General features: G+C 71.2%; 18 protein-coding genes. 16 read left to right on the forward strand and 2 right to left on the reverse strand.

The window, feature by feature from the left end; genetic code table 11:
• Positions 1-30: 30 nt before the first annotated feature.
• Positions 31-3,558, reverse strand: a complete 3,528-nt coding sequence (gene metH, locus ABXJ52_RS07090; RefSeq protein WP_367040216.1) for a methionine synthase — start codon at positions 3,556-3,558, stop codon at positions 31-33.
• Between the two features lie 251 nt (positions 3,559-3,809).
• On the opposite strand from metH, the gene ABXJ52_RS07095 reads away from it, so the two are divergent.
• From ABXJ52_RS07095 to ABXJ52_RS07130, 8 genes are all read left to right on the forward strand, one after another.
• Positions 3,810-4,574, forward strand: coding sequence for an IclR family transcriptional regulator (locus ABXJ52_RS07095; protein WP_367040218.1), 765 nt, complete (start codon positions 3,810-3,812; stop codon positions 4,572-4,574).
• 385 nt (positions 4,575-4,959) lie between these two features.
• Positions 4,960-5,751 (forward strand): MIP/aquaporin family protein, encoded by a 792-nt coding sequence (locus ABXJ52_RS07100; RefSeq protein ID WP_367040220.1) that lies wholly within the window; start codon positions 4,960-4,962, stop codon positions 5,749-5,751.
• A gap of 67 nt (positions 5,752-5,818) precedes the next feature.
• Positions 5,819-7,366, forward strand: a complete 1,548-nt coding sequence (glpK, locus tag ABXJ52_RS07105) for a glycerol kinase GlpK (protein ID WP_367040222.1) — start codon at positions 5,819-5,821, stop codon at positions 7,364-7,366.
• A 6-nt stretch (positions 7,367-7,372) separates the two neighbouring features.
• Positions 7,373-8,980 (forward strand): glycerol-3-phosphate dehydrogenase/oxidase, encoded by a 1,608-nt coding sequence (locus ABXJ52_RS07110; RefSeq protein WP_367040224.1) that lies wholly within the window; start codon positions 7,373-7,375, stop codon positions 8,978-8,980.
• A gap of 160 nt (positions 8,981-9,140) precedes the next feature.
• Positions 9,141-9,932 (forward strand): purine-nucleoside phosphorylase, encoded by a 792-nt coding sequence (locus ABXJ52_RS07115; RefSeq protein WP_367040225.1) that lies wholly within the window; start codon positions 9,141-9,143, stop codon positions 9,930-9,932.
• Positions 9,933-9,966: 34 nt separating this feature from the next.
• Complete coding sequence (locus ABXJ52_RS07120; RefSeq protein ID WP_367040227.1) at positions 9,967-11,358, forward strand: amidohydrolase; 1,392 nt, start codon at positions 9,967-9,969, stop codon at positions 11,356-11,358.
• A 38-nt stretch (positions 11,359-11,396) separates the two neighbouring features.
• A complete protein-coding gene (locus ABXJ52_RS07125) occupies positions 11,397-12,008 on the forward strand; it encodes a sulfite oxidase-like oxidoreductase (protein ID WP_367048865.1) in 612 nt (203 codons plus the stop codon).
• A gap of 4 nt (positions 12,009-12,012) precedes the next feature.
• On the forward strand, positions 12,013-12,768 hold the full coding sequence (locus ABXJ52_RS07130; protein WP_367048867.1) for an FAD-binding oxidoreductase: 756 nt from the start codon (positions 12,013-12,015) through the stop codon (positions 12,766-12,768).
• Positions 12,769-12,949: 181 nt separating this feature from the next.
• Here the strand turns inward: ABXJ52_RS07130 and ABXJ52_RS07135 are convergent, their stop codons facing one another.
• The gene (locus ABXJ52_RS07135) at positions 12,950-14,329 is read right to left on the reverse strand and encodes an MFS transporter (protein WP_367040228.1); all 1,380 of its coding nucleotides are present in this window, start codon (positions 14,327-14,329) and stop codon (positions 12,950-12,952) included.
• 305 nt (positions 14,330-14,634) lie between these two features.
• On the opposite strand from ABXJ52_RS07135, the gene ABXJ52_RS07140 reads away from it, so the two are divergent.
• The 8 genes from ABXJ52_RS07140 to ABXJ52_RS07175 are packed head-to-tail and all read left to right on the forward strand — an operon-like array spanning position 14,635 to position 22,651.
• On the forward strand, positions 14,635-16,122 hold the full coding sequence (locus ABXJ52_RS07140) for an aldehyde dehydrogenase (RefSeq protein WP_367040230.1): 1,488 nt from the start codon (positions 14,635-14,637) through the stop codon (positions 16,120-16,122).
• A gap of 31 nt (positions 16,123-16,153) precedes the next feature.
• Positions 16,154-17,107, forward strand: coding sequence for a VOC family protein (locus ABXJ52_RS07145; protein ID WP_367040232.1), 954 nt, complete (start codon positions 16,154-16,156; stop codon positions 17,105-17,107).
• Positions 17,104-17,901: an aspartate dehydrogenase domain-containing protein gene (locus ABXJ52_RS07150; protein WP_367040233.1), complete on the forward strand. Its 798-nt coding sequence runs from the start codon at positions 17,104-17,106 to the stop codon at positions 17,899-17,901. The genes ABXJ52_RS07145 and ABXJ52_RS07150 overlap by 4 nt, the downstream gene beginning before the upstream one ends.
• Complete coding sequence (locus tag ABXJ52_RS07155) at positions 17,898-18,686, forward strand: alpha/beta fold hydrolase (protein WP_367040234.1); 789 nt, start codon at positions 17,898-17,900, stop codon at positions 18,684-18,686. The genes ABXJ52_RS07150 and ABXJ52_RS07155 overlap by 4 nt, the downstream gene beginning before the upstream one ends.
• Before the next feature lie 14 nt (positions 18,687-18,700).
• Complete coding sequence (locus ABXJ52_RS07160; protein ID WP_361201304.1) at positions 18,701-19,222, forward strand: cupin domain-containing protein; 522 nt, start codon at positions 18,701-18,703, stop codon at positions 19,220-19,222.
• Positions 19,215-19,970: an SDR family oxidoreductase gene (locus ABXJ52_RS07165; RefSeq protein WP_367040236.1), complete on the forward strand. Its 756-nt coding sequence runs from the start codon at positions 19,215-19,217 to the stop codon at positions 19,968-19,970. Before ABXJ52_RS07160 ends, ABXJ52_RS07165 begins: the two co-directional genes overlap by 8 nt.
• Before the next feature lie 19 nt (positions 19,971-19,989).
• Entirely contained in the window at positions 19,990-20,775 is a 786-nt protein-coding gene (locus ABXJ52_RS07170) for an SDR family oxidoreductase (protein WP_367040238.1), read from the forward strand.
• A gap of 13 nt (positions 20,776-20,788) precedes the next feature.
• Entirely contained in the window at positions 20,789-22,651 is a 1,863-nt protein-coding gene (locus ABXJ52_RS07175) for a thiamine pyrophosphate-binding protein (RefSeq protein WP_367040239.1), read from the forward strand.
• Positions 22,652-22,662 lie beyond the last annotated feature (11 nt).

Consider the following 22,662-nt stretch of genomic DNA (forward strand, 5'->3'; position numbering starts at 1 on the left):
ACTGGACCGATAAGTGTACGACTTGTCCGCTCAGCGCGCGTTGAAGTATTTCGCCTCGGGGTGGTGGATGACGATCGCGTCCGTGGACTGCTCGGGGTGGAGCTGGAACTCCTCGGAGAGCTGCACGCCGATCCGCTCCGGCTCCAGGAGTTCGGCGATCTTGGCGCGGTCCTCCAGGTTCGGGCAGGCGCCGTAGCCGAGCGAGAAGCGCGCGCCGCGGTACTTCAGGGCGAACATGTCCTCGACGTCGGCGGGGTCCTCTCCCCCGAAGCCGAGTTCGGCGCGCACGCGCGCGTGCCAGTACTCCGCGAGTGCCTCGGCCAACTGGACGGACAGGCCGTGCAGTTCGAGGTAGTCGCGGTAGGAGTCGGCGGCGAACAGCTCGGCGGTGGCCTCGCCGATCTTCGAGCCGACGGTGACGACCTGCAGGCCGACCACGTCGGTCTCGCCGGACTCCTCCGGGCGGAAGTAGTCCGCGAGGCACAGGCGCCGGCCGCGGCGCTGGCGCGGGAAGGAGAAGCGGGTGCGCTCGTTGCCCTGGTCGTCCAGGATGATCAGGTCGTCGCCCTTGGAGACACAGGGGAAGTAGCCGTGCACGACGGCCGCCTCCAGCATGTTCTTGGTGTGCAGCTCGTCCAGCCAGCCGCGCAGGCGGGGCCGGCCCTCGGTCTCCACCAGCTCCTCGTACGTGGGCCCGTCACCGGTGCGGGCCTGCTTGAGGCCCCACTGGCCCTTGAACAGGGCGCCCTCGTCGAGCCAGGACGCGTACTCCTTGAGCTGGATGCCCTTGACGACGCGGGTGCCCCAGAACGGCGGGGTGGGGACGGGATTGTCGACCGAGACGTCCGAGCGGGCGGGCCCCTCGTCCTCCGTGACCTCCAGGACGGGGGTGTCCCGCTTGGCCACGCGGCGCTGCTTCAGCTCCGGCAGCGCGGCGCCGGGGACGCCGCGCTTGACCGCGATGAGGGCGTCCATCAGGCGCAGGCCCTCGAAGGCGTCGCGGGCGTAGCGGACCTCGCCCTCGTAGATCTCGTGCAGGTCCTGCTCGACGTACGCACGGGTCAGCGCGGCTCCGCCGAGGATGACGGGGAAGTCGGCGGCCATCTTGCGCTGGTTGAGCTCCTCCAGGTTCTCCTTCATGATCACCGTCGACTTCACCAGGAGGCCCGACATGCCGATCACGTCCGCACGGTGCTCGGCCGCCGCGTCCAGGATCGCGGCGACCGGCTGCTTGATGCCGAGGTTGACCACGTTGTAGCCGTTGTTGGACAGGATGATGTCGACGAGGTTCTTGCCGATGTCGTGGACGTCGCCGCGGACGGTGGCCAGGACGATGGTGCCCTTGCCCTCGGAGTCCGACTTCTCCATGTGCGGCTCCAGGTGGGCGACCGCGGTCTTCATGACTTCGGCGGACTGGAGCACGAAGGGCAGCTGCATCTGGCCCGAGCCGAACAGCTCGCCGACGACCTTCATGCCCTCCAGGAGCGTGTCGTTGACGATGTCCAGCGCCGGACGGGTCTGCAGGGCCTCGTCCAGGTCGGCGTCCAGGCCGTTCTTCTCGCCGTCGATGATGCGCCGCTTGAGACGCTCGTCCAGCGGCAGGGCCATCAGCTCCTCGGCCTTGCCCGCCTTCATCGACTTCATGTTGACGCCCTCGAAAAGCTCCATGAGCTTCTGCAAGGGGTCGTAACCCTCTTCACGGCGGTCGTAGATCAGGTCGTGGGCGGCCTTGACCTGCTCCTCCTCCAGGCGGGCGATCGGCAGGATCTTGGAGGCGTGCACGATCGCCGAGTCCAGACCCGCCTTGACGCATTCGTCGAGGAAGACGGAGTTCAGGACGACGCGGGCGGCGGGGTTCAGGCCGAAGGAGATGTTCGACAGACCCAGCGTGGTCTGCACGTCCGGGTGGCGCTTCTTCAGCTCGCGAATCGCCTCGATGGTGGCGATGCCGTCCTTGCGCGACTCCTCCTGACCGGTGCAGATGGTGAAGGTCAGGGTGTCGATGAGGATGTCGGACTCGTGGATGCCGTAGGTGCCCGTCAGGTCGTCGATGAGGCGCTCGGCGATGGCGACCTTGTGCTCGGGGGTGCGGGCCTGGCCCTCCTCGTCGATGGTCAGCGCGATCAGCGCCGCGCCGTGCTCCTTGGCGAGCGCGGTGACCTTCGCGAAGCGGGACTCGGGGCCGTCCCCGTCCTCGTAGTTGACGGAGTTGATGACGGCTCGGCCGCCCAGCTTCTCCAACCCGGCCTGGATGACGGGGAGTTCGGTGGAGTCAAGGACGATGGGCAGGGTGGAGGCGGTGGCGAAACGCCCCGCCAACTCCTCCATGTCCTTGACGCCGTCGCGGCCCACGTAGTCGACGCAGAGGTCGAGCATGTGGGCGCCCTCGCGGATCTGGTCGCGGGCCATCTCCACACAGTCGTCCCAGCGGCCCTCCAGCATCGCCTCACGGAACTTCTTCGAACCGTTGGCGTTCGTACGCTCACCGATCGCCAGGTAGGAGGTGTCCTGGCGGAAGGGCACGGTCTGGTAGAGCGAGGCGGCGCCCGGCTCGGGGCGCGGCTCGCGGCGGACCGTCTCGACGCCGCGGACGCGTTCGACGACCTGGCGCAGGTGCTCGGGGGTCGTGCCGCAGCAGCCGCCGACCAGGGAGAGGCCGTACTCGCGTACGAAGTTCTCCTGGGCGTCGGCGAGCTCCGGGGCCGTCAGGGGGTAGTGCGCGCCGTCCTTGCCCAGGACCGGCAGGCCCGCGTTGGGCATGCAGGAGATCGGGACGCGGGAGTGACGGGCGAGGTAGCGCAGGTGCTCGCTCATCTCGGCCGGGCCCGTGGCGCAGTTCAGGCCGATCATGTCGATGCCCAGCGGCTCCAGCGCGGTCAGCGCGGCACCGATCTCCGAGCCGAGCAGCATCGTGCCGGTGGTCTCGACGGTGACCGAGCAGATCAGCGGGAGGTTCGCGCCGGTGGCCTCCAGGGCGCGGCGGGCGCCGAGAATGGCGGACTTCGTCTGGAGCAGGTCCTGGGTGGTCTCCACCAGGAGCGCGTCCGCGCCGCCCGCGATCATGCCCTCGGCGTTGGTCTGGTAGGCGTCGCGCAGCACGGTGTACGGGGCGTGGCCGAGGGTCGGCAGCTTCGTGCCCGGACCCATCGAGCCGAGCACCCAGCGCTGCTGGCCGGTCGAGGCGGTGAACTCGTCGGCCACCTCACGGGCGATGCGCGCGCCCGCCTCGGACAGCTCGAAGTTCCGCTCGGGGATGTCGTACTCGCTCAACGCCGCGAAGTTCGTGCCGAACGTGTTCGTCTCCACACAGTCCACGCCGACCGCGAAGTACTCCTCGTGGACCGAGCGGACGATGTCCGGCCGTGTCACGTTCAGGATCTCGTTACAGCCCTCGAGCTGCTGAAAATCCTCCATCGTCGGGTCCTGGGCCTGCAGCATCGTGCCCATCGCGCCGTCGGCCACCACCACGCGGGTGGCGAGGGCTTCGCGGAAGGCATCGACTCGGGCTCGGTCCGAGAGATTCGAGGGACCGGACGAGGGGGTCGGCAACGAGGCCATGAAAGAGCTCCCTGAGGTGCGACGGCTGTCGGCTTTGCGCTTCGGAGGAAGGCGCACTCGGTCAGGGTAACGGGACGAAGGTCCACGGCGTGCGAGTGTTCACGGGCCGGACGCCCCGCGTCGCCCCGCCGTCCCGAACCGGCGGCAAACACAGTCGGCAGCTCTGTCGCGGGAGGTCGACAACGACCGATAGTGTTCAGCATTGTCGAACGTTGGAATCAGAGTCAGTGGGGACGGAGGAAGGGGCTGCGATGGCACGGAACATCCAGTCGCTCGAGCGGGCGGCCGCGATGCTGCGGCTGCTCGCGGGCGGAGAGCGGCGGCTCGGCCTCTCGGAGATCGCGTCCGCCCTCGGCCTGGCCAAGGGCACGGCCCACGGCATTTTGCGCACCCTCCAGGCGGAGGGCTTCGTCGAGCAGGAGTCCGCTTCGGGCCGCTACCAGCTCGGCGCCGAGCTCCTGCGTCTGGGCAACAGCTATCTGGACGTGCACGAGCTGCGGGCCCGCGCCCTGGTGTGGACCGACGACCTGGCCCGGTCCAGCGGCGAGAGCGTCTACCTCGGCGTCCTGCACCAGCAGGGCGTCCTGATCGTGCACCACGTCTTCCGGCCCGACGACAGCCGTCAGGTCCTGGAGGTGGGGGCCATGCAGCCGCTGCATTCCACGGCCCTCGGCAAGGTCCTCGCCGCCTACGACCCGGTGGCGCACAGCGAGGCCGCCGAGGCCGACTGGCCCGCCCTGACCGCCCGCACCGTCGTGGACCCCGACGACTTCGAGGGCGTCCTCGATCTGACCCGCGCCCGGGGGTACGCGGCCGACGTCGAGGAGACGTGGGAGGGCATCGCCTCCGTGGCCGCCCCCATCCACGACCGGCGCCGCATGCCGGTCGGCGCGGTCGGTATCACCGGCGCGGTGGAGCGGGTCCAGAAGGACGGGGAGCTGCGCCCCGACCTGATCGCCGCCGTACGGGACTGCGCGCGCGCCGTCTCGCGGGACCTGGGCGCGGGGCGTTTCTAGCCGCACACCCGCGACGGCACCCTCTGCTACCGGCACCCTGGTCGGCTTCGCCGCCCGCCTTACGCCGCATGCCCCCTGCTCAACATGCAGGGGGCATCCTTCTGCGCGACCATCGACGCACGTGTTTCTCCCCGTGGCGACCCCCACCACGACCGATAACCCGGAACGATCAATAACGATCGTGTTTTCAATAACAGAGCTCTTGACGGGCAAGTAACCACGGGGTGAGACTCGCGTCCATCGGTCGGCATTGTCGAACACCTACCGGCATTACGCGCTAGAGTGTGACAAGGCCAAGGGCCGGCAACGACCTCACCTGAGGTCGCGGACCACCGGAGGGACCCGGGGTTCGCCTTCCCCTGGACGAAGGACAAAGGAGTCGCGGGTGTCCAGCTCCGACATCTTCATCGGCGAGACCATCGGTACCGCCATACTCATCCTGCTCGGCGGTGGCGTCTGCGCCGCCGTCACGCTCAAGGCCTCCAAGGCCAAGGACGCCGGCTGGCTCGCGATCACCTTCGGGTGGGGCTTCGCGGTGCTCACCGGCGCCTACCTGGCGGGTGGCGTGTCAGGCGCCCACCTCAACCCGGCGGTCACCGTCGGTCTCGCCATCGAGGGCGGCACCAAGTGGAGCGACGTTCCGCTCTACCTCGGCTCGCAGCTGCTCGGCGCGATCATCGGCGCGATCCTGGTCTGGCTCACGTACATGGGTCAGTTCAAGGCGCACCTCACCGACCCCGAGCTCCTCGCGACGCTGCCGCCGGAGGAGGGCATGGTCGACCTGAAGACCGCGCCCAAGGCCGGTCCGGTGCTCGGTGTCTTCTCGACCGGACCCGAGATCCGCAACTACGCGCAGAACGTGCTGACCGAGGTCATCGCGACCACCGTGCTGGTGCTCGCGATCCTCACCCAGGGCCTGAACGACGACGGCAACGGCCTCGGCGTCCTCGGTGCGCTGATCACCGCGCTCGTCGTCGTCAGCATCGGTCTCTCGCTCGGTGGCCCCACCGGCTACGCGATCAACCCGGTCCGTGACCTGGGTCCGCGCATCGTGCACTCCCTGCTCCCGCTGCCCAACAAGGGCGGCTCGGACTGGACGTACGCATGGGTGCCGATCGCCGGACCGCTGATCGGCGGCGCCATCGCCGGCGGCCTCTACAACCTCGCGTTCAAGTAGGACCGCGAGCGCTGCCGATGACCGCCTGAGACAGACCGCCGAGAGCCAAGAAGACCAGGAGCACACCGTGACCACCGACGCACACACCGCAGGCCCCTTCATCGCGGCCATCGACCAGGGCACCACCTCGAGCCGCTGCATCGTCTTCGACAAGGACGGCCGGATCGTCTCGGTCGACCAGAAGGAGCACGAGCAGATCTTCCCGAAGCCGGGCTGGGTCGAGCACGACGCGAAGGAGATCTGGACGAACGTCCAGGAAGTCGTCGCGAGCGCCATCTCCAAGGCGGGCGTCACCCACGAGGACATCAAGGCGATCGGCATCACCAACCAGCGTGAGACCACGCTGCTCTGGGACAAGAACACCGGCGAGCCGGTGCACAACGCCATCGTCTGGCAGGACACCCGCACCGACGCCCTGTGCAAGGAGCTCGGCCGCAACGTCGGCCAGGACCGCTTCCGCCGGGAGACGGGCCTGCCGCTCGCCAGCTACTTCGCGGGTCCGAAGGCACGCTGGCTGCTCGACAACGTCGACGGCCTGCGCGAGCGCGCCGAGGCCGGCGACATCCTGTTCGGCACCATGGACTCCTGGGTCATCTGGAACCTGACGGGTGGTGTCAACGGCGGCAAGCACGTCACCGACGTCACCAACGCGTCGCGCACCATGCTGATGAACCTGCACACCATGAAGTGGGACGAGAAGATCGCCGAGTCCATCGGCGTCCCGATGCCGATGCTCCCCGAGATCCGCTCGTCCGCCGAGGTCTACGGCGAGGTCACCGGCGGCAAGCTCGGCGACATCCTGCCCGGCATCCCCGTCGCCTCCGCGCTCGGCGACCAGCAGGCGGCGCTCTTCGGGCAGACCTGTTTCGCCAAGGGCGAGGCCAAGTCCACGTACGGCACCGGCACCTTCATGCTGATGAACACCGGTGAGTCGGCCATCAACTCCTACTCGGGGCTGCTGACCACCGTCGGCTACCAGATCGGCGAGCAGAAGCCGGTCTACGCCCTTGAGGGTTCCATCGCCGTCACCGGTTCGCTGGTGCAGTGGATGCGCGACCAGATGGGCCTGATCAACTCCGCCGCCGAGATCGAGACGCTCGCGTCCTCGGTCGAGGACAACGGCGGCGCCTACTTCGTACCGGCCTTCTCCGGCCTCTTCGCCCCGTACTGGCGTTCCGACGCCCGCGGTGTGATCGCCGGTCTCACCCGGTACGTCACCAAGGCGCACATCGCGCGCGCCGTCCTGGAGGCCACGGCCTGGCAGACCCGTGAGATCACCGACGCCATGACGAAGGACTCCGGCGTCGAGCTCACGGCCCTCAAGGTCGACGGCGGCATGACCTCCAACAACCTGCTGATGCAGACGCTCTCGAACTTCCTCGACGCACCGGTGGTGCGCCCGATGGTGGCCGAGACGACCTGCCTCGGCGCCGCCTACGCCGCCGGTCTCGCCGTCGGCTTCTGGTCCGGCACCGACGAGCTGCGCGCCAACTGGCGCCGCGCGGCGGAGTGGACCCCCCGCATGGACGCGGACACCCGCGCCCGTGAGTACAAGAGCTGGCTCAAGGCCGTGGAGCGTTCCATGGGCTGGCTCGACGAAAGTGGCGAGGAGTAAATCAACATGACCACCCTGCAGAGCGTCCCTGCCCTCGGGACGCATCCGGCTGCCGGTTCCCACCAGAGCCGCGCCGAGACCCGGGAGCAGCTTTCCAAGGCGACGTACGACCTCCTGGTGATCGGTGGCGGAATCCTGGGCATCTCCACCGCCTGGCATGCCGCGCAGTCGGGACTGCGGGTGGCCCTGGTGGACGCCGGTGACTTCGCCGGCGCCACCTCCTCCGCCTCCTCCAAGCTCCTCCACGGCGGTCTGCGCTATCTGCAGACCGGCGCGGTGAAGCTGGTCGCGGAGAACCACTTCGAGCGTCGCGCGGTGTCCCGTCAGGTGGCCCCCCACCTGGCGAACCCGCTCACGTTCTACCTGCCCGTCTACAAGGGCGGACCGCACGGCGCCGCCAAGCTGGGCGCGGGCGTGTTCGCGTACAGCGCGCTGTCCGCGTTCGGTGACGGCGTCGGCCACCTGCTCTCGCCCTCGAAGGCCGCGCAGGACGTGCCGGAGCTGCGCACGGACAACCTCAAGGCCGTCGCCGTCTACGGCGACGACCAGATGAACGACTCCCGCATGGCCCTGATGACGGTCCGCGCGGCGGTCGAGGCCGGTGCCGCCGTCCTCAACCACGCCGAGGTCACGGGCCTGCGCTTCACCAGCGGCCGGGTCACGGGCGCGGAGCTCAAGGACCGCATGAGCGGCGACGAGTTCGGCGTGAACGCGCGGCTCGTGCTCAACGCGACCGGACCGTGGGTCGACCACCTGCGCAAGATGGAGAACCCCGACGCGGCCCCCTCCATCCGCCTCTCCAAGGGCGCGCATCTGGTCCTCAAGCGCACCGCCCCCTGGAAGGCCGCGCTGGCCACGCCGATCGACAAGTACCGCATCACGTTCGCCCTGCCATGGGAGGACATGCTCCTTCTCGGCACGACCGACGAGGAGTTCGAGGGCGACCCGGCCGACGTGAGCGTCACCGAGGCCGACACCGCGCAGATCCTGGACGAGGCCGCGTTCTCCATCCGCGACCAGCAGCTGTCCCGCGATCTGATCACGTACTCCTTCGCGGGTCTGCGCGTCCTGCCCGGCGGTCCCGGCGACACGTCGAAGGCCAAGCGAGAGACCGTCGTCACCGAGGGCGCGCGCGGCATGCTCTCCGTCGCGGGCGGCAAGTGGACGACCTTCCGCCACATCGGCCGTACGGTCATGAAGAAGCTGGAGTCGCTGCCGGGCCACCCGCTCGGCGACGACTACGAGCCGATCTCGCAGCTGCAGAAGCGGCTTCCGCTGCCCGGCATCGCCAACCCGCGCGCGGTCGCGCACCGTCTCCTTGTCGACGGTCCGGCTCCCGGCCCGCGCATGTCGGCCGACACCGCCAAGCACCTGGCGACGCACTACGGCTCGCTCTCCTTCGACATCGCACGCCTGGCGAACGAGAACCCGGAGCTCGCCGAGCGCGTCTCGCCCGACGCCCCGGAGATCTGGGCCCAGGTCGTCTACGCCCGTGACAACGAGTGGGCCGAGACGGCGGACGACGTCCTGCGCCGCCGTACGACGCTGACGATCCGCGGCCTCGCCACGGACGAGGTCCGCGCCAAGGTCCAGGACGTGCTCGACGGCAAGTAGCCGCAGCTGGACGTGGATCGACGGAGGGCGGTTCCCCGCGGGGAGCCGCCCTCCGGCGCGTGCCGGGCGGCCTGCTCCTCGCGCCCCGCCGTCGGCTACCGTCTCCGGGGCCCGGCGCGCCACAGCAGGCGCCGCCGCGAGCGGCCCTAGGAGCAGCCTCATGACGACCGACGCCCGTACGCTCACCGAAGCCGGCACGCTCGCCGACGCGCTGCCCATCACCCGCGTCCCCCGCACCGGCCTGCCCACCCGTGCGGTCGTGGTCGGCGACCCGGCGCGCGCCACCACCGTCGCCGATCTCCTGGACGACGCGAAGGAGGTGTCGTACCACCGCGAGTACCGCACCTTCACCGGCAGTTGGCAGGGCACCCCGGTCGTCGTCGCCTCGCACGGCGTCGGCGCCCCCGGCGCGATGCTCCTCTTCCAGGAGTTGGCGGAGGCGGGCGTCACCACCATCCTGCGGCTCGGCACGGCGGGCGCGATCCGCCCCGGCATCCGCGACGGCGACCTGGTCATCGCGGACGCGGCGGTACGCGACGACGGCGTGACCCAGCAGTTGATCCCCGCCGAGTACCCGGCGTTCGCGGCCCCGGAGGCGGTCATCGCCCTCCAGCGGGCCGCCCGCGCGGCCGAGGCCCCGTACCACCGTGGCGTGGTGTGGACGCGGGCCGCGTTCCAGCCGGGGTTCCTGCCGCTGCCCGGTGAGGCGTACGCGGCCGCCGGGATCGCGGCCATCGAGATGGAGCTCTCGGCGCTGTACGTCTTCGCGTCCACGCACGGCCTCGTCGCGGGCGGCGCGCTCGTGGTCGACGGAGCCAACGCCGACGAACTCGTCGACGAGGCAGCCACCGGCGGGTACAACCCGCACCGGAACGTGGTGGCCGAAGGAGTCGACCGGGGCGCCCGGATAGCCTTGGACGCGCTCCGTCTCCTTGCCGCCACGGAGCACTGAGCCGCACATGCACCACCCCGGGAGAACGGAACCGATGCACCACCCCACCGACCTGCCGGCCCAGGACAGGGGCGGCTCCATCGATCTCCTGGTCCACGGCGGCGACATCCTCACCGTCGACGCGTCCGGCACCGTCGTGCGGGACGGCGCCGTCGCCGTGCGCGAGGGCCGGATCGTCGACATCGGCCCCGCCGAGCGGCTGCGCGCCGCCTACGAGGCCGCCGACGAACTGGACGCCCGCGGCTGTCTCGTCCTGCCGGGTCTGATCAACACGCACACGCACCTGGCGATGACCCTGTTCCGAGGCATAGCCGACGACGTCACCCTCCAGGGCTTCCTGGCCCGCGTGATCCCGGCCGAGGCGGAGGGTCTCTCGCCGGAGACGGTGAGCGCGGGCATCCAGGGCGCGATCGCCGAGTCCGTACGGGGCGGGGTCACCGCCGCGCTGGACATGTACTGGTTCCACGAGGCGGCCGAGGCCGTGGCCCGCGACGCCGGGTGGCGCCTCCTGACGGGACCCACGTTCATGGACGTGCCGGGCCCGCCGGACGGCCGCCCCTACGCCGAGCGGCTCGGCTGGGCTTCGGCCGACCTCGCCGCCCGCGCCCCGGCGCCGGGCACCCGCCCCGTGGTCTTCGCGCACTCCGCGTACACCCTGGCGCCCGCGCAGCTGACGGCGATCAGCGCGCTCGCCCGTGAGCACGGCGCCCTGCTGCACCTCCACGCCGCCGAGAACGCGGGCGAGGTGGAGACGGTCACCGAGCGGCACGGCATGCGCCCGGTGGAACTGCTCGACTCGCTGGGCGTCCTCGGCCCGGACACCCTGCTCGCGCACGCCGTCGACCTCACGGACGCGGAGATCGAGGCCATCGCTCGTACCGGCACGTCCGTGGCGCACTGCCCGGTGTCGAACCTGAAGCTGGGCTGCGGCATCGCACGCGTCCCCGACCTGCTCGACGCGGGTGTCACGGTGGGCCTCGGCACGGACGGCGCGGTGAGCTCCAACACGCTGGACCTCCTCGGCGCGGTGAAGGTCGCGGCGCTCGTGCACAAGGCGGGTGGCGATCCGACGGCTGTCGGCGCCGAGCAGGCCGTGCGGATGGCCACGATCGAGTCGGCGCGGGCACTCGGCCTCGGCGACCAGCTGGGCTCGCTCGAGCCCGGCAAGCGCGCCGACCTGATCGTCCTCGACCTCGACCGGCCCCATCTCACGCCCCGGCACGCCCCCTGGTCGATGCTGGCGTACGCCGCCGCGTCCAGTGACGTACGGGACACGGTGGTCGACGGCCGGGTCCTGATGCGGGACCGTACGCTGGTGACAGTGGACGAGCGGCGTGCGCTGCGCGCCCTGCGGGACGCGGCGGCGCGCGCGGCGACCGGTCCCGCGAGTACGACAGGCACCTCCGAAGTGGCGAGCCCCGCATGACCATCGAGCACGGTACGAGCATCGAGCACGTTATGAGCATCGAACCCACCCGCGGCTTCACCGGCCGCGCCCGCGCCGCCGACCGCGACCCGCGGCTGCCTCCCGGGCAGTACGACGCGGCCGACGGCTGGCCCGTCCTGTCCGCCGAGGTGACGCCCGAGCTCGCGCCCGCGGACTGGACGTTCCGCGTGGACGGCCTCGTCACCACCCCGCACACCTGGACGTGGAACGAGGCGCACGCGCTGCCCGCGTCCGAGTACCGCGGCGACATCCACTGCGTGACCAGCTGGTCCAAGTTCGGGGTGCGCTTCGGCGGGGTGAGCCTGGACGCGTTCCTGGCCGCCGCGGGGCCGCGCCCGGAGGCCACGCACGTCGTCGGCTACTCCCACACCGGGTACACCACGAACCTCCCCCTCTCCGACGTGACGGGCGGGAAGGCGTGGATCGTCTGGGAGTACGGGGACGGCCCGCTGCCTCCCGAGCACGGCGGCCCGGCGCGGCTGATCGTCCCCCACCTGTACTTCTGGAAGAGCGTGAAGTGGGTCGCGGGGCTGCGGCTCCTGGACCACGACGAGCCCGGCTTCTGGGAGCAGAACGGCTACCACCACCGGGGGAATCCCTGGCGTGAGGAGCGGTACGCCGGTGACTGAGTCTGTGACCGAGGCCTTTGTGCCGCCGACGCGGTTCGCCGTGCCGGGGCGGATCGAGGTGAGCGGTCGTGCGGCGGCCGAGTGGCAGCGGGCGACCGTGGTGGACGTCCGGCGCGAGAACGCGGCGGGCACGGTGTCCAGCTTTCGCCTGAGGGTGCCCCACTGGCAGGGGCATCTGCCGGGGCAGCATCTGATGCTGCGGCTGACCGCCGCGGACGGGTACGTGGCCCAGCGCCACTACTCGATCGCCTCCGCGCCGGAGGAAGCCGCCGAGGGCGGTGAGATCGAGCTGACACTGGACCACGTGCCGGGCGGCGAGGTGTCGGGGCATCTGCACACGGTGGCCCGCGTCGGTGACGTGGTGGAGGTGCGGGGGCCGCTTTCCGGTTTCTTCGCCTGGCCCGGCGACCGTCCCGCGCTGCTGCTCGGGGCGGGCTCCGGTGTGGTTCCGCTGATGTCGATGCTGCGGCACTGGCGGTTGGCCGGGCGGCCGGTGCCGTTGCGGCTGCTGGTCTCTGCGCGGACGCGTGAGGATTTGATCTACGCGGATGAGTACGGGGACGAGACCACGGTGGTGTTGACGCGGGTGGAGGGGCGGCTTCGTGCCGAGCACCTGGCGCCGTTCCTCGGCCCCGCTCAGCCCGAGGGGGGCTGGGAGGCCTACATCTGCGGGTCGAACGGGTTCGCCGAGCATGCGTCGCGGCTGCTGGTGGCCGGGGGCCAGCCGGTTGATCGCATCCGGATCGAGCGGTTCGGGTAGGGGCCAGGGCGTTCCCTGCGGGGCTTTCCCCAATCCCGCCCCTTCCCGAAACCATGGGGCTCCGCCCCCTGGACCCCCGACAAGATGTCCTCAAACGCCGGACGGGCTGAGAGTCTCAGCCCGTCCGGCGTTTGAGGACGAACTCGGCGAAGCCGGTGATGACGGCAACCAAGGCCCCCGCCTACGGCGAGACCTCCTCCAGCGTCCGCCCCGCCGTCTCCTCAGCACCGACCGCAGCCACCACACACCCCACCAGCGCCACACCCCCCAGCATCACGAACACCGTCGACACGTTCCCGCCCGCGTAAACGACCCCCACCACGATCGGCCCGAGGATCACCCCGAGCCGGTTCATCGCCCCGCCGACACTGCTGCCGAGCGCCCGCATCCGCGTCGGGAAGAGTTCCGGCGTGTAGAGGTACAGGCAGATGTTGGAGCCGAAGAAGAAGACCGCCGCGAGCGAGGTCCACAGCAGGACCTGCACCGGCGTGTCCGCGCCGGCGGCCGCCAGCGTCGCCAGCATCAGCGCCGCACCCCCGAGACACCCTGCGATGACCTTCCGCCGCCCCAGCCGGTCGACGGTGAGCGCGGCCACGAGGCAGCCGAGCAGACCCGCACAGGAGGTGACCGTCGAGTAGAGGAGCGCGTCGGAGAGGGTCAGGTCGTAGCGGTTCTGGTAGATCGTCGGGAGCCAGGACGTGATGCCGTAGTTGACGAAGTAGCCGGTGAACCAGAGCACGCCGATGATCAGTGTCCGGCGGCGGTAGCGGCCGGTGAAGAGGCCGCGGAGACCGGAGGCCGCCTCGCCGGGGGCCACGACGGGAAGCGCCTCGGGCACGGGCGGCAGGGGTTTCTTCGTGATCCGCTCGACGTCCGCCTCGATGCCGGACATCACCGCGTCCGCCTCGGCCGTCCTGCCGTGATCCGCGAGCCACCGCGGTGACTCGGGCACCTTCCGCTGTACGAGGATGCAGAGCAGGCCGGGCAGCGCGGCGATGGCGTACATCCAGCGCCAGCCGAGGATCGGCACCACCCAGGCCGCGACCAGCGCGCCCACGGTCAGGCCCGCCGGGAACACCAGCTCGTAGAGGAGCACGAAACGGCCGCGTTGGTGGCTGCGGGTGATCTCGGCGATGAAGGTCGCCGCCACCGGCACCTCGCCCCCGATGGCCAGGCCCTGGACGAACCGCAGGGCCATGAAGGCGTCCGGCGAGGTGGACACGGACAGGGCCAGGTTGGCGACGCTGGACAGCGCGATGCACAGCGCGATGACCTTCACCCGGCCGATCCGGTCCGCGAGCCGCCCGGAGAGCAGCGCCCCGATCAGCATGCCGATCGAGCCGACGGTGAGCAGCAGCGTCGCGGCGGAGGTGCTGAGGTCCCATTCGTGGCGCAGGTCGGGCAGGGCGTAGGCGATCAGGAGCTGGTCGAAGGCCTCGAAGAAGGTGACCGCGCCCACGATGAGCCGGACGGTGATGTGCCAACGGCACAGGGGAAGCCGTTCGAAGCGGGCGGCTATGGCGGCCCGGACCGCTCGGTCCGGGGAAGCGTCGATCGTCATGCGGGTACTCCGCTGCTGAGGGGGCGGGGGCGGGGACGAGCGGGGAACGCTACGGACTGCGGAGTCTGGGGAAACCCGAGCCAAGGTGCGAGTAAGCGCAAAGTTTCTAAGCGCTTAAGTTGTACCGTCCGGACACCGGAGCCCGTCAAGAGCCTCCGCAGGGAAATCACCGGAGAACGGTCTTGGGCAGGGTCTTGCGCTCCAGATATTTAAGCCCTTAGATTTCTAGCGCTTACCGAAGAGCATCCGGAACTCGCCCGGCACACCCGGTGGTTACGCCCGGACACAGCACGCAAGGAGGCCCCATGCTTCGCATCCCGGCCGACGAGGCGCTCATCGCGGGCGAGTGGCGACGCGGCGCGGGCACCCCCGCCGACACCGTCGATCCCGCGACGGGCCGCGTACTCGCCACCATCCACGCGGTCTCCCCCGACGAGGTCGCCGAGGCGGCGCGGCGGGCGGCCGAAGCCGCCGCCGACCCGCGCTGGAGCGGCCTCCTGCCCCACCAGCGCGCCCTGTTCCTGCACCGCGTCGCCGAGCTGATCGAGGCGTCCGCGGACGATCTCGCGGCCCTGCAGACCGCCGACACCGGCAAGGCGCTCACCGAGACCCGAGCCCTGGTGGGCAGTGCGGCGGCGACCTTCCGCTACACGGCCGCCGCCCTGGAGACCGCCGAGGAGACGATCACTCCCTCGCGCGGCGACTACGTGACGATGAGCGTGTACGAGCCGATCGGCGTCGTCGGCGCGATCAACCCCTGGAACTCCCCCGTCGCCAGCGATGCCCAGAAACTCGCCCCGGCGCTCGCGGGCGGCAACGCGGTCCTGCTCAAGCCCGCCGAGTGGACCCCGCTCGTCTCACTGGCGCTCGGCCGGCTGATCAGCGGCGCCCTGGAGGAGTTCGGGCTCCCGGCCGGGCTGCTGTCCGTGCTCACCGGCCGCGGCAGTGTCGTCGGGGACGCGATCGTCCGCGATCCGCGCGTCGGCAAGGTCACCTTCACCGGCGGCACGAGCACCGGCCGGACGCTCGCCCACGCCGCGGCCGAGAAGCTGATGCCCCTCTCGCTCGAACTGGGCGGCAAGTCGCCGACGGTCGTCCTCGCCGACGCCGACGTCGAACAGGCGCTGGCCGGCGTGATGTTCGGGATCTTCTCCTCCAGCGGACAGTCCTGCATCGCGGGCTCCCGGCTCTTCGTCGCCCGCGAGCTGTACGAGGAGTTCGTCGACGAACTCGTCGAGCGGGTAAGGAAGTTGCGCGTCGGGCCTGGCACCTCTCCCGACACCCAGGTCGCGCCCCTCGTCCACCACAAGCACCGGGACTCCGTCGCCTCGTACGTCGATCTCGCCCGCGAGGAAGGCGCGCGGGTGCTGTGCGGCGGGAGTGTGCCAGAAGGTGCGGAGTACCGGGACGGGGCGTACTACCTGCCCACCGTCCTCGACGGACTCCCCAACTCCTCGCGCACCTGCCAGGAGGAGATCTTCGGGCCCGTCCTCGTAGCGCTGCCCTTCGACGACGAGGACGACCTCGTGCGGCAGGCCAACTCCAGTGTCTACGGCCTCGCCTGCGGCATCTGGACCCGCGACCAGCGGGCCGCCTGGCGGATCGCGCGCCGCGTGGAGGCCGGCACCGTCTGGATCAACACCTACAAGCAGTTCAGCATCGCCACCCCCTTCGGCGGCATGAAGGAGAGCGGCCTCGGCCGCGAGAAGGGCCGCGACGGCATCCGCGCCTACCAACACCAGAAGTCCCTGTACTGGGGCGTCACCGACGCGCCTCTCCCCTGGGCCAACTGAACCCCGTACCTCTGGACCTCTGGAGCAGGTCATGTCCCGACCCCCAACCCCCAGTCCCCCGATCGCCCGGCTCCGCGCCCTGCGCTCCGTCGAGCTCCGCACCCCCTCCTTCACCGAGGCGGCCGACTTCTACCAGGAGGTCTGGGGCCTGGAGACCGTCGAGTCCGAGCGCGGCACCGCCGCCTGGCTGCGGGGCACCGGCGCCGAGCACCACGCCCTCCAGCTCACCCGCGCCGACCGCATCGGCCTCGGCAGGATCTCCTTCGCCGTGGCCACGCCCGCCGAGGTCGACGAGGCCGCCCGCAGACTCCTCGCGCGCGGCATCACACCGGTCGCGGGGCCCGGGCCCCTCGACCAGGTCGGCGGCGGCTACGGCCTGCGCTTCACCGACCCCGAGCACCGGCTGATCGAGATCAGCGCGGAGGTCCACGCGGTCGCGCCGCGCGGCCGGGACGGCGCCGTGCCGGTCGGGGTCACGCACGCGGTGCTCAACACGGCGGACATCGACGCCTCCGTCGCCTTCTACCGCGACGTCCTCGGCCTGCGTGTCTCCGACTGGTCCGAGCACCAGATGGCCTTCCTGCGCTGCAACGCCGACCACCACTGCATCGCCTTCAACCAGGCCGAGTGGGCCTCGCTCAACCACGTGGCGTACGAGATGAGTTCGGTCGACCACTTCATGCGGGGCCTCGGCCGGCTGCGGCATCACGGGATCGACCCGCAGTGGGGCCCGGGGCGCCACGGGCCCGGCAACAACACCTTCTCCTACTTCACCGACCCCTCCGGGCTCGTCTGCGAGTACACCTCCGAGGTCGCCCAGATCGTCGAGGACGCGTGGATCGCGCGGGTCTGGCGGCGGGTGCCCGAGCTCTCCGACCTGTGGGGAACGGCCGGGCCGCCGTCGAAGGAGATCCGCTGTCACATGGCGGGGTCGCCCGACCCCGGCCCGCTGTCCCGGCCCGAGAATCCGGAGGTTCAGGCATGAGTGCCGTACGCAAGGTCGGCATCGTCGGCTGGGGCGCGATCGGCCGTGTCGTCGGCACCGCACTGGCCGAACAGCGTGTCACCGGAGCCGAGTTGACCTGCCTTGTCGACAACCGCCCGCTCGGCGAGAGCGCACCGGCGCCGCAGGTCTCCTTCGACGAGGCCATGGAGCGCTGCGATCTCATCGTCGAGGCGGCGGGCCAAGGGGTCGTACGGGAATGGGGCGAGCGCGTTCTCACCTCCGGGACCGATCTGCTGATCGCCTCCACCGGCGCGCTCACCGACGAGGAGCTCTCCAAGCGGCTCCTGGCCGCCGGGCCCGGCCGGGTGTACTTCACCGGGGGCGCGGTCGGTGGGCTCGATCTGCTCCAGGCGGTGCGTTCGCTGGGGCCGCTCGACGAGGTGCGGCTCACCACCACGAAGCTGCCGTCCACGCTCGAACAGCCTTGGATGGACGCGGAGTTGCTGTCGCGGATGCGGACGGCGACCGGGCCCGTCGAGGTCATGTCCGGGACGGCGCGCGATGTCCCCGTGAAGTTCCCCAAGTCGACGAACGTCGCGGCATCGGTCGCCATCGCCGTCGGCGACCTGGACGCCGTGCGGGTCCGGGTCGTCGCCGATCCCGGCGCCCACCACACGCGGCATGTCGTCGAGGCGTCCGGCGCGCACGGCTCGTACCGCTTCGAGGTGGCGCATCTGCCGGACCCGGCCAACCCGGCGACCAGCCAGGTCGTGCCGTACGCGGTCCTGCGCAGTCTCGCCGCTCTCGCGGGGCGGACGGGGCAGATCCTGTGACGGCCGCCGTGCATGTCGAGGAGGCGGGCTCCGCTGGGCCACTACTGCTGTGCCTGCACGGCATCGGCTCATCGTCCGCCGCGTTCGCACCGCAGCTCGCCGAGCTGTCCGCGTACGTGCGGGTCGTGGCCTGGGACGCTCCCGGGTACGCCAAGTCGGCTGATCCGGAAGGGCCGTTGGACCTGGACGGCTTCGCGGACGCTGCGGCCTTCCTCATCCGGGAGCGCGGCGCGAGCGCCCACGTCCTCGGCGTCTCGTGGGGCGGGGTGATCGCGCTGCGCCTCGCGGCCCGGCATCCCGAGCTCGTCGACTCGCTGGTCGTCGCGGACTCCAGCGCCGGTTCCGGCACCGATCTCGCGAAGGCCGACGCCATGCGGCAGCGGGCCGCCGAGCTCGCGGAGCTCGGGCCGCGGGCGTTCGCCGAGCGGCGCGGGCCCCGGCTCGTCTCACCGGACGCGCCCCCGCAGCTCGTGCGTCGGGTCGTCGACACGATGGCCGCGTCCGTACGCCTGCCGGGGTACGCGTACGCCGCCGAGTCCATGGCCGACGCCGATCTGCGCCCCGAGATCCCGGGCATCACCGCGCCCGCTCTCGTCCTCTGCGGCGACCAGGACCGGGTCACCGGCGTCGAGGCCTCCCAGGCCATCGCCGGGGCCCTGCACAGAACCGCCTACGTGATCGTCAAGGACGCCGGTCACCTGGCCAACCAGGAGCAGCCCGAGGCCTTCAACGCCTGGGTCCTCTCCCACCTCCGCATCACCGCCCGTATCCCCGAACACCTCTGAGAAGGAGCCCCTCCATGCCTTTGACCACCACCGAGTACGACAACGGCGGCGACCTCGGCACGTACACCGACTCGCTGATCGCCACCAAGGAGTCCCGTGTCGCGGACTTCAGCACGCTGTCCTTCCAGGAGAAGGCGGGCCCGCAGTACCGCCGCGGGCAGATCCGGTACGTCGGCTCCGGCGCGACCGGCAACCACGAGAACGACAGCCGCATCCTGCCCTCCGGTGGCTTCACCTTCTCCAACATGCTGCTGCCGCCCGGCGCCGAGGGCCCCGAGCACACCCACCACGACGTCGAGGAGGCCTTCTTCGTCCTGGAGGGACAGGTCAAGGTGGGCATCCACCGGGGCGCCGACGAGGCCGAGTACCGCACGCTCGGCTACCGCGACATGATCGTCGTCCCGGCGGGCGTGGCACGCTCCCTGAAGAACGAGGGCGACACCGACGCACTCTTCTGCGTCGTCATCGGCACGCAGAAGCCGCAGGTGCCGACGTACCCGGAGCACTCGCCGATGCACGGCGTCACGCGTGACTGACGTCCCTGCCGCTGACGTCCGTACGGTCGTCGTCACCGGCGCGGGTCGTGGCCTCGGTCTCGCCATGGCCCGCCGGGCGGGCGAGGACGGCTTCCGGGTCGTCGTCGCCGAGGTGGACGCGGGGCTCGGCGGCGAGGCTGTCGCCGGGCTGCGCGCTGACGGTTTGGACGCGCATTTCGTGCGGTGCGATGTGGCGGACCCGGAATCAGTGAGCGAACTCGCTGAGGCTGTACGCGACTTGGGGCGGCTGTACGGCCTGGTCAACAACGCCGCTCTCGCCAACGGCGTCGGCGGCAAGGAGTTCCAGGACATCGACGTCGAGGTGTGGGACCGCCTGATGGCGGTCAACGCCCGCAGCCCGTGGCTGGTCGCCAAGGCCCTCCACCCGCTCTTCGGCTCCCCCGGCCGGATCGTGAACATCGCGTCGGACGCGGCCCTGTACGGATCGCCGCGCCTCGCCCACTACATCGCGTCCAAGGGCGCGGTCATCGCGCTGACCCGGGCGATGGCGCGCGAGCTGGGCGACAAGGGGATCACCGTGAACGCGGTGGCGCCAGGACTCACGGAGGTCGAGGCCACCGAGACGGTGCCGGCCGAGCGGCACGCGCTCTACCGGGGCAACCGGGCCATCTCGCGCCCGCAGCAGCCGGACGACCTCGTCGGGCTCGTGTCCTTCCTCCTCTCCGAGGAGTCCCGCTATCTGACCGGACAGGTGGTCGCCGTGAACGGCGGCTTCACCATGAACTGACGTAACGGAGCTTCGAGTTATGGATCTGGGCCTCTCCGACCGGACCGTCCTGGTCACCGGCGGCAGCTCGGGTGTCGGCCTGGCCACGGTCCGCGCCCTGCTCGACGAGGGCGCGCGCGTCGCGACCTGCGGGCGTGACGCCGACCGTCTCGCGAAGGCGGCTGCGGGACTCGGCGGCGGCGACCGCCTCCTGACGGGGGTGTGCGACGTGCGCGACGCGGACGCCGTACGGGAGTTCACCGAGCGCGCGGCCGACACCTTCGGCTCGCTCGACGGGCTCGTCAACAACGCGGGGCAGTCCCGCATGAAGGGCCTCGACGAGTCGACCGCCGAGGACTGGCGCGACGAGCTGGAGCTGAAGTTCGCCGGTGTCCTTCATCCCCTGCACGCGGCGCGCCCGCACCTGGCCGCGTCGGACGCGGCGAGCGTCGTGAACGTCAACGCGGTCCTCGCCAAGCAGCCCGAGCCGCGCCTCATCACCACGAGCGCGGCCCGCGCGGGCATCCTCAACCTCTCCAAGTCCCTCGCCACGGAGCTCGCCCCGGAGGGCATCCGCGTCAACTCCGTCTGCCTCGGCCTGATCGACACCGGCCAGTGGACCCGCCGCCACGCGGCAGCCGATTCGGGTCTGTCGTACGAGGACTGGCAGGCGGAGCTCGCGGCGGACCGCGGGATCGCGCTCGGCCGCCTGGGCCGCGCGGAGGAGGTCGCGTACGCGATCGTCGCGCTGCTCTCGCCCCGCGCCTCGTACACCACCGGCACCAGCATCGACGTCTGCGGCGGCGTAGGCCGCGGCATCCTCTGAGGAGCTCACCCCCATGCCACCCACTCACTACGCCACCGGCGGCGATCTCCTCGTCGCCGTCCTGCGGGAACTCGGCATCGACACGGTCTTCGGGATCGTCAGCGTGCACAACCTGCCGCTGGTCGAGGCGGTGGACCGGGAGCTGCGTTTCGTCCCGGTACGCCACGAGGCGACCGCGGTGAACGCCGCCGACGCCTACGGCCGTGCGCGAGGCTCCCTGGGCTGCGCGCTCACCTCGACGGGCACGGGCGCGGGCAACGCGGCCGGCTCGCTGGTCGAGGCGTTGAGCGCGGGCACGTCCGTCCTGCACGTCACGGGCCAGGTGGAAGCGGAGTTCCTGGGCAGCGGCCGAGGCTTCATCCACGAGACGAAGGACCAGCTGGGGATGCTCAGGGCGGTCTCCAAGTACGCGGAGACGGTGACGTCCACGGACACGGCGGCCCACATCCTGCGCGAGGCGGCACAAGCGGCCCTGGCGGACCCGGGCGGCCCGGCAAGCGTGGAGTGGCCGGTGGACCTGCAGTACGCGGCCCAGAGGGATGCGGGGGCCCGGCCGACCGCGGGGCCGCCCGGCCCGGCGGCCCCGCACCCGGCAGGCGGTCCGCTCCCGCGCCGGGCGACCGGCGCGAGCACGGCCGGCCCGACCGGAGCGAGCACCACCCACCCAACCGGCGGCCTGATCGGCTCGGCGGTCGCCGGGTCCACCGGCGGCCCGGTGCGTGCGACAGGCCTTCTGCCGGGAACGCGCGAAGCCCCGCCTGTGGGGCGCGCGCCGTTCGAGGCCCCGCTCGCCCTTCACCCTCTTCCCGCCGAAGGCGAACTCGTCGCCGCTCAGGCCCTCCTGGCCGGCGCCCAGCGCCCCCTCGTCTGGGCCGGCGGTGGTGCCACCCGCGCCCGCGGAGAGCTGGCCGAGTTGCTGCACGTCACCGGCGCCGGGCTGCTCACGTCCAACTCCGGCCGCGGTGTCGTGCCCGAGGACCACCCGCAGGTCATCGGGAACTTCGCCACCACCCCGGCGGCCCGTGCCCTCCTCGCGGACGCGGATCTGCTGGTGACCGTCGGCACGCACTTCCGGTCCAACGAGACCGCCGACTACGGGCTCGTGCTCCCCGATGCGCACATCCAGATCGACATCGACGCCGCGGCCCTCGGCCGCGTGTATCCGGCGCGGCACGCCCTCCACGGCCACGCGCCCGACGTACTCGCGGCCCTGCTCCCCCACGCGCGCCGGGCCGACGAGAGCTGGAGGCACCGTGTTGCCGCCGTCCGCGAAGACGTCCGCGCCACCCTGCACGACAACATCGGCCCACAGGCCGCGATCTGCGACGCCATCCGTGCCGCGCTGCCCCGCGAGGCCGTCGTGGCCCGTGACGTGACCATCCCGTCCAGCAGCTGGGGCAACCGGCTCCTGGAGATTTACGACCCCCGCGACAACGTCTTCCCGCGCGGCGGCGGCATCGGGCAAGGCCTCGGTATGGGCATCGGCGCGGCCCTCGCACGGCCCGACGCGCCCACCGTCGTCCTCGCCGGCGACGGCGGCCTCGCCGTCCACCTGGGCGAACTGCTCACGCTCGCCCAGGAGCGGCCCCGGCTGACCCTGATCGTCTTCAACGACGGCGGGTACGGCGTGCTCCGCAACATGCAGGACCGCTACAGCGAGCGCCGGTCAGGCGTCGATCTCGCCACCCCCGACTTCGAACTGCTCGCCCGCGCCTGCGGGCTGCCCTACGCCCGGATCGCCGCCGAGGAACACGCGCTCCCGGTGATCAGCCACGCCGTCGCCTCCGAAGGGCCGACCCTCGTCGAGGTCGACCTGGCCCGCCTGGGGCCGATGAAGAACCCGTTCACCCCGCCCGTCAAGATCCCCGGCCAGTGAGGAGGACTTCT

Origin of the sequence: Streptomyces sp. Je 1-332 (assembly GCF_040730185.1) — a bacterium.
Classification (GTDB): Bacteria; Actinomycetota; Actinomycetes; order Streptomycetales; family Streptomycetaceae; genus Streptomyces.

What these genes read in the sequence shown, in the direction of transcription:
- metH (WP_367040216.1), bottom strand. Translation starts at nt 3,558, where the DNA reads ATGGCCTCGTTGCCGACCCCCTCGTCCGGTCCCTCGAATCTCTCGGAC.
- ABXJ52_RS07095 (WP_367040218.1), top strand. Translation starts at nt 3,810, where the DNA reads ATGGCACGGAACATCCAGTCGCTCGAGCGGGCGGCCGCGATGCTGCGG.
- ABXJ52_RS07110 (WP_367040224.1), top strand. Translation starts at nt 7,373, where the DNA reads ATGACCACCCTGCAGAGCGTCCCTGCCCTCGGGACGCATCCGGCTGCC.
- ABXJ52_RS07115 (WP_367040225.1), top strand. Translation starts at nt 9,141, where the DNA reads ATGACGACCGACGCCCGTACGCTCACCGAAGCCGGCACGCTCGCCGAC.
- ABXJ52_RS07120 (WP_367040227.1), top strand. Translation starts at nt 9,967, where the DNA reads ATGCACCACCCCACCGACCTGCCGGCCCAGGACAGGGGCGGCTCCATC.
- ABXJ52_RS07135 (WP_367040228.1), bottom strand. Translation starts at nt 14,329, where the DNA reads ATGACGATCGACGCTTCCCCGGACCGAGCGGTCCGGGCCGCCATAGCC.
- ABXJ52_RS07140 (WP_367040230.1), top strand. Translation starts at nt 14,635, where the DNA reads ATGCTTCGCATCCCGGCCGACGAGGCGCTCATCGCGGGCGAGTGGCGA.
- ABXJ52_RS07145 (WP_367040232.1), top strand. Translation starts at nt 16,154, where the DNA reads ATGTCCCGACCCCCAACCCCCAGTCCCCCGATCGCCCGGCTCCGCGCC.
- ABXJ52_RS07150 (WP_367040233.1), top strand. Translation starts at nt 17,104, where the DNA reads ATGAGTGCCGTACGCAAGGTCGGCATCGTCGGCTGGGGCGCGATCGGC.
- ABXJ52_RS07160 (WP_361201304.1), top strand. Translation starts at nt 18,701, where the DNA reads ATGCCTTTGACCACCACCGAGTACGACAACGGCGGCGACCTCGGCACG.
- ABXJ52_RS07170 (WP_367040238.1), top strand. Translation starts at nt 19,990, where the DNA reads ATGGATCTGGGCCTCTCCGACCGGACCGTCCTGGTCACCGGCGGCAGC.
- ABXJ52_RS07175 (WP_367040239.1), top strand. Translation starts at nt 20,789, where the DNA reads ATGCCACCCACTCACTACGCCACCGGCGGCGATCTCCTCGTCGCCGTC.